Source organism: Enterobacter cloacae complex sp. P6RS, assembly GCF_014982245.1.
Taxonomy (GTDB): domain Bacteria; phylum Pseudomonadota; class Gammaproteobacteria; order Enterobacterales; family Enterobacteriaceae; genus Enterobacter; species Enterobacter bugandensis.
In genome coordinates, this window is sequence record NZ_JADCLB010000030.1 from 91,798 (window position 1) to 98,315 (window position 6,518).

At 51.7% G+C, this 6,518-nt stretch carries 6 protein-coding genes; all 6 read right to left on the bottom strand.

Going from position 1 to position 6,518, the window contains the following annotated elements; genetic code table 11:
* Positions 1-69: 69 nt before the first annotated feature.
* Positions 70-1,110: a phosphate ABC transporter substrate-binding protein PstS gene (pstS, locus tag INF73_RS20075; RefSeq protein WP_028014923.1), complete on the bottom strand. Its 1,041-nt coding sequence runs from the start codon at positions 1,108-1,110 to the stop codon at positions 70-72.
* A gap of 245 nt (positions 1,111-1,355) precedes the next feature.
* Entirely contained in the window at positions 1,356-2,429 is a 1,074-nt protein-coding gene (stgD, locus tag INF73_RS20080) for a fimbrial protein StgD (RefSeq protein ID WP_193541043.1), read from the bottom strand.
* Positions 2,430-2,438: 9 nt separating this feature from the next.
* Positions 2,439-4,961, bottom strand: a complete 2,523-nt coding sequence (locus INF73_RS20085; protein WP_193541041.1) for a fimbria/pilus outer membrane usher protein — start codon at positions 4,959-4,961, stop codon at positions 2,439-2,441.
* 17 nt (positions 4,962-4,978) lie between these two features.
* Positions 4,979-5,665: a fimbrial chaperone gene (locus INF73_RS20090; RefSeq protein WP_192987415.1), complete on the bottom strand. Its 687-nt coding sequence runs from the start codon at positions 5,663-5,665 to the stop codon at positions 4,979-4,981.
* A 69-nt stretch (positions 5,666-5,734) separates the two neighbouring features.
* Positions 5,735-6,316, bottom strand: a complete 582-nt coding sequence (locus tag INF73_RS20095; RefSeq protein ID WP_028014919.1) for a chaperone-usher fimbrial major subunit — start codon at positions 6,314-6,316, stop codon at positions 5,735-5,737.
* Between the two features lie 14 nt (positions 6,317-6,330).
* The coding region (locus tag INF73_RS22155; RefSeq protein ID WP_227414408.1) for a hypothetical protein at positions 6,331-6,518 on the bottom strand (188 nt) is incomplete at its 5' end.

Genomic DNA, 6,518 nt, shown 5'->3' on the forward strand with positions numbered 1-6,518 from the left:
TGTTAAACGCGTTTACGAAATCGGCGGGTAAGCGCAAGCGCCACCCGCCATTTTCGTCAGAATGCTAAATTAATACAATGCTTTACCGCTGCTGTCTTTCACGTTGGTTTTCCATGCAGCACGAATCTGCTCAACCACGCTGTCTGGCAGGCTGGCGTAATCCAGGTCGTTAGCCTGTTTGCCGCCGTTTTTGTATGCCCAATCAAAGAACTTCAGCACTTCAGTACCTTGCTCTGGTTTCTTCTGATCTTTGTGAATCAGAATGAACGTTGTAGAAGTGATTGGCCACGCGTTGTCACCTTTCTGGTTAGTCAGATCCTGTGCGAAGGATTTGCTCCAGTCAGCGCCTTTCGCTGCGTTAGCGAAGTTCTCTTCAGTTGGGCTAACCGGTTTGCCGTCAGCAGAAACCAGTTTGGTGTAAGCCAGGTTGTTCTGCTTAGCGTAAGCGTATTCTACGTAACCGATAGAGCCCGGCAGACGCTGTACGAAGGCAGCGATGCCGTCGTTACCTTTACCGCCCAGACCGGTTGGCCAGTTAACGGTAGAGCCGGAGCCGACTTTCGATTTCCACTCTTCGTTCACTTTTGCCAGGTAGCTGGTGAACACGAAGGAGGTACCAGAGCCGTCAGCGCGGCGAACCACAGCGATGTTCTGCGAAGGCAGCTTAACGCCCGGGTTCAGCTTAGTGATGGCTTCGTCATCCCATTTTTTGATTTTGCCCAGGTAGATGTCGCCCAGGGTTTTGCCGTCCAGCACCAGCTCGCCTGATTTCAGGCCAGGGATGTTAACGGCCAGCACAACGCCGCCGATCACGGTCGGGAACTGGAACAGGCCTTCCTGATTCAGTTTTTCATCAGACAGCGGTGCGTCGGATGCGCCGAAATCAACGGTATTCGCGGTAATTTGTTTTACGCCACCGGAGGAGCCGATACCCTGATAGTTCACCTTGTTACCGGTTTCTTTCTGGTAGGTATCCGCCCATTTGGCATACACCGGCGCAGGGAAGGTTGCACCAGCGCCAGTCAGGCTTGCTGCTGCAAAAGCAGAGAAAGCGCTCAGAGATAAGGTCGCGGCGACAACAGTTGCGACAGTGGTACGCATAACTTTCATAATGTCTCCTGCAAGGATTTCGTAAATCATTGTTTAAGTGGCTACGATGAGCAAAATAGGACAAACAGGTGACAGATAAATGTACGAAATATGACAGTTTTATGACAATCAACGTGTTTGAGTTAAGGTAATGATTTTAATACAAATAAAATCATATCCCTGTCATGATAATGTCACACTGAGATGCGTTAAGCTTGGTTCAAAGATGTGAATATGACAACGGCTGTCATAAACAGCCGTTGTTATTAATTTTGAATTTCGAAGGTCACGGTTGCCCAGGCTTCAAAGGCGCCGGGCTTCGGAATACTCCCCGTCGCGCTGGCCGGGGCAGCAGAGAAGGTGAGCGAGTTAACTTCGGCGCCCCCCTGGTTGGCTCCCATATCCATCTCCATGCTCCCCCCATTGACGTTGACGACGCGGTCCCATTTATCATAAATAACGATTCCTACGTCATCATTGCCGTTCACTTTCATCATCGTGGCGTCAGCGTCAACGGGATCGGCATGGAAAGCGGATCGGACGATGTTCTCATCCAGCATGCCGGTACATTTCACCTGAATCATCTTGCGGATTTTGCGGCTACCGACCGCCTCGCCTTTGGTGGCGGAAAACGCGCTGGCGGGAATTTTTCCAAAATCAATTTCCAGCGACTGGCCCGGCGCGATCTCGCAGTTTTGCGGTACCACGATGTCTCCGGCAATTTTTATTTCGGCGAGCTTCTCGGTACTTGCCAGAGAGGACGCTTCATCGATACCGCCATAGAGCGTGGCAATCGTCGTACCCGGAACGGTAACTTTTCCAATAAAGGGCTTGTCGATTAAAAACGATAATTTTACCTGAGAACCGGTATCAAGCGTTGCCTCTGAGCCTTCTTCACCGGAGGCATAGCAGTAAATACCGGATGTCACCCGGTTGGGCTCGGCCTCAAAGGGAACGGGAAGGTAGTCGCGTCCCAACACGTGAATGGAGGACGCAATGCTGAGCTGGTCGTTCAACCTATAGTAGGTATACCCGTTTTTTACGGTATCAACGCTTAAGGGCGAACGTGCGGTGAAGTAGACGCTACGATACGTTGTGGTGAAATGGCTCAGGCAGTTACATCCCAGTTGATACTGGGAAGGCGACTGCAGAGTCGTCAGATCGCGCACCTCGGTTCCCGCCTGGTTTTTATCTGCCGGTATTTCTGCCCCGTTAAGATTCAGATTGAAAATATAGGTGCCGCCGATGGCGAAACACACCCCGCCTTCTGTCGTCGCAGCGTGGGAAAAAGGGGTAAAAAGCAGCATGGCAACTGCTATAAAAGTGATACGTCGTTTCATCTCATTTCCCTATTGGCACACGACCGCTGTTTGAACCAGTTCAACACCCGTTGGTTTGGGGAACTGATAATGTACCTTGCAAGGTTTTGTCTTTTCACTCCCCCACTTCAGCGTGAACGTTCCCTCTTCCGGCATGCCCGAAAGATAGAGTTCGCCATTCTCGCCGGTAATGCCCGACACGCTGCCCGTCGCCAGTTCCGCTGACGCCACTGCGCCAAAGGGAACCGGTTTGCCGTTGGCCTGTGTGACCTCAAAGAGCACGCGATAGCCAACGTGGGTGATAAATTCCGCCCGCACTACCGCACCTCGCGTGGGAATGACGTTAAGCACGCTGTTTTCCAGCTCGACGTTCGCTTTTTCAAAATAGCCGCTCTCAATTTCCACACGGTTTTCATCGTAAGCGTTAAGCTGTGTTTGAACGGTGTAGCCTCGCCAGTCGGTTGCCGTACCAGTGCCGTTTTCCATTGCCAGACCGGCTGCACCGGGTGCTTTAATCAGCGCCACGGTTTCGCCCATCTCCTGCGAGAACGTCACTCCATCGCCATGCAGCAGGATCCCGCCGCGCGCGCCGTAGTTGAGCCGCTGGCTGTCCTGGTTGTAGTCATAGCTGCCGTTAACCGAACCATAGGTTCCGTCATATCCCACCCCTGCGCTGCCGCTGTACACACTGTCATCCGCATCCCAGGACTGCTGGAGGTTCCAGGAGAGATTACGGTTATCAAGCGCCGTACCGTTCAGGCCAAGCTGGTGCATTCCTTTTCCGCTGTTGTTCTGCGTGAGGCCGTAGCTCACATAGCTGTCCGGCAGCAATGCTGACAGCGGCACGGAGAACGACAGCATAAAAACCTGTTCGCTTTCTCGATCGTCGCTATCTGTATACTCCGCGCTCTGCGCCGTGGTGATGGAATCGCTGTAGTTCCAGGAGAGGTTCCAGGAAAGCGACCGCCAGACATTGCTGTAGCCAAGCTGAACCAGGCGTTCAACTTCGTCGGTTTTCCAGTACTGCTGGCGGCTCAGCGTGAGATAAATGTTCCCCATGCCATCGCCGAAATTCTGCGTCCAGGTCCCTTCAAGCCGGCTGCGTCGGTTGCCCGTTACCCAGAAATCGCGCTGACTGTTCTGGCGTGACGCCCATTCATTGAGGGTGTAGTAGCCCTGTGTTGAGTAGCGATACCCCACCAGCCTCAGCGTCGTATCCGTCTCATCAAACCGTTTCGAATAGAGAAAACGCCAGGACTGGCCGGACTCCTCTGAGTCCTCGTCCGTAAACTGCGCGCGTGCCTGGGTGATATCGACGGAAAACGCGCCAACTGCCCCCATATCTTTGCCGACCCCCACCGCTGCCGAGCGATACGCTTCCGCGGCCTGCACGCCACCGTAAACCGTTATCCCGGCAGGAAAGCCGTGCAGAATCTGCGCCTGAAAAACGTTGGGCTGGAATTCGCTTTGATCGCGCAGTTCACCCGCGCTGATATCGACGTCGGTCTGATCTTCACGCTTGAGGATGGCCAGCGAGGCGTAGGGCTGCGTGAAGTGTTGCTCACTGCCGTCTTCTTCTTTGATGGTCACGTCCAGGTCGCCGCCGGAGCTGGTGGTGTTTAAATCCTTTAGCGCAAACGGTCCCTGCGGCACGGCAGATTGGTAAATGATGTAGCCGTTCTGCCGAATAATCACCGTCGCATTGCTTTTCGCTACGCCCCGAACGACCGGCGCAAAGCCCGTCAGGCTGGAAGGAAGCATTTCATCATCGGTATACAGGCGCACGCCGCGCACCTGGGTACTGTCAAAGACATCGCTTGCGGTCCAGGTATCACCCAGCATGATCTGGCTGCGTAACGTCGCAAGGTTTCGCTGCACATAGGTGCTGATAGAATGGTAATCCGAATGACCGTCGATGATGTTTAGCGTGCTGTAATTGCGTAAACGCCACGCGCCAATGTTCGCCCCGTTTCGCAGGTTCAGGTAGTAGAAATCGCTGTTGTCGTCATCATCAGACTGCAATGTGCTGGAGCCGGAAAAGTCATAGTTCATCATTAGCGCATTAATACCTTCATCCCAGCGGGCAGGATTGATGGTGCCGCGGGCGGTGGTATCAATGTAAATCTGCGGCAGCGTGACGTTGAGCAGCAGCTTATCGGTATCGAATGTCCATGTGGCGCCAGGGATCAGCGGGGTAGGGTCCACACAGGCGTTTTCGTCCAGGCGATCCAGCGAACCGATCGCCGCCACCTTAGCCCCGAGCTCCGCAAGCACCGTCCTGACGTGCTTAAAACAGGGATGCAGCCTATCGCCAGCCTTATCTTCAATAAAGGTGACCTCCCGGCTACCGATAAACTCATCGTTAACATGAATATCAACCTTATAAGAGCCCGCAGGTAACGTATTGGCGCGGTTAAACTGGTGGATATCAACATCCACCGGATGGTCAATTTCAAGAAGCGCAGGGTTAAAGATATCTTTTGCCAGCGTCACGCCTGAAAAGCCGAGAGATACCCCCGAGGCCAGCGCAATGAAAAAACGGAAACACCCCATATCAAACATCCCTATGTTTACAGCGTGACGTGAATTTCCTGACTGATTGCCCCAAAATCGTTAACGAAACGCCAGACCAGCGCGCGGCCGTTAATGCCATCCGGAAGCGGCAAACGCACGGTGTCAAAAGGGGGAATGATGTTTAACGTAACGTCTTTACCATCGACGGTAACATTCATAACGTTAATATGTAGCGGGCTCGGATTTTCAATCACGAGCTGCCGGTTTTGAACACGCCATTTAACCTTCGCCGCAGCCCGTTCAGGCGTGATATTCAGGGTCGCCGGACGCCAAAAAAGTTTTATCCGCGTCTTAATCGCAATTTCGAGCGAATTGGGGTTTGAACTGGACGGCGGAATATTTTTGATGTTGAGCCAGAACAGCGATTCCCGATCGTGAGGCAGTTCGCCCTTCACTTTCATGATGCGTAATACTTTCTCCTGCCCAGCCTCCAGCCTTGAAACCGGCGGAATAACGGTAAAAGGAGGTTTATTCGACGCTGTATCGCCTTTAAAAGGATCGACCCACGTCTGTATGAGATAAGGCGTGGTCGCTTCGTTATTTTTTATGCTAATTGTCGCATCGGATTTATCGCTACTATAAACAACGCGGGTTCCGCCAATAATGACGCCAGCCGTCGACAAGGGTGTTAAAAATGAAAAAGAGAGCATGATGAACAGAGTCAACAAACGCCGTAAATACATCAGTTATCCTCACATCCTGTGGAGGAGCCTGCAAAAGGATAAAACAGGCTCCTGGCGAACAGCTGAAGATTATTTCAGGTATTCAATGGTGAACTGGGAATCCGCGTTCGCTGTACCCGGTGTAACCGTAGCCAGCGTCTGTACAAACTTCGCTTTGAAGCCCATGTCCGCTTTACCGTCGGTGATAGCAACATAATTTGAATTGTTGTACAGCGGGATCGCCGTATCATCGTTCAGGTTGAAGAGCTTGATTGCAACGCCGGTAGCGGTAACGGCTTCACCTTCGCCGGTGTAAATACCGTCAGTACCCGCTTCACCGTTAACAGGCGTGCCAATAGACAAATACCCTTTGCCGATGGTGTCTTTATCTTCTGTTCCGTCAAAACGAACCGCCGCCTGAGTGTAGGTTGCAGGGCATTTATCCAGCTTAATATGGAAATCTTTTACTGAGGCCGTTGAGTCAATGCCGGAGAACGTCGTTTTGGCAACGCGACCGATATTCACCGTCTGATCGGCGGTATCAGGCGTCACTTCACATGTTGAATCAATAACCTCTCCGCGGAAATGAACCGTACCATCCGCAGCGAATGTTTGTCCTGCCATTAACGCCGATGCGAGTGCAATCGCCACCGTAATTCCATTATTTTTCATGATAACTCCATTAATTAAATCACTATTGCGTTTATCATAAAGACAACGCCATCCCAAATGCGATGAAATAATATTCTTCGGGAAGAATGATCTTCAAGGGGGGGATTTAAATTAATGGAATAATGACGAACCATAGCTGGAATAATAATAAAGAAAAACAAATATAATATTATTTTTGCTTTATCATTAATATTCCTTTTCA

Bases quoted from the DNA above. Each gene is read 5' to 3' on its own strand.
- INF73_RS20085 (WP_193541041.1), bottom strand. From the start codon at position 4,961: ATGGGGTGTTTCCGTTTTTTCATTGCGCTGGCCTCGGGGGTATCTCTC.
- INF73_RS20090 (WP_192987415.1), bottom strand. From the start codon at position 5,665: ATGTATTTACGGCGTTTGTTGACTCTGTTCATCATGCTCTCTTTTTCA.
- stgD (WP_193541043.1), bottom strand. From the start codon at position 2,429: ATGAAACGACGTATCACTTTTATAGCAGTTGCCATGCTGCTTTTTACC.
- INF73_RS20095 (WP_028014919.1), bottom strand. From the start codon at position 6,316: ATGAAAAATAATGGAATTACGGTGGCGATTGCACTCGCATCGGCGTTA.
- pstS (WP_028014923.1), bottom strand. From the start codon at position 1,110: ATGAAAGTTATGCGTACCACTGTCGCAACTGTTGTCGCCGCGACCTTA.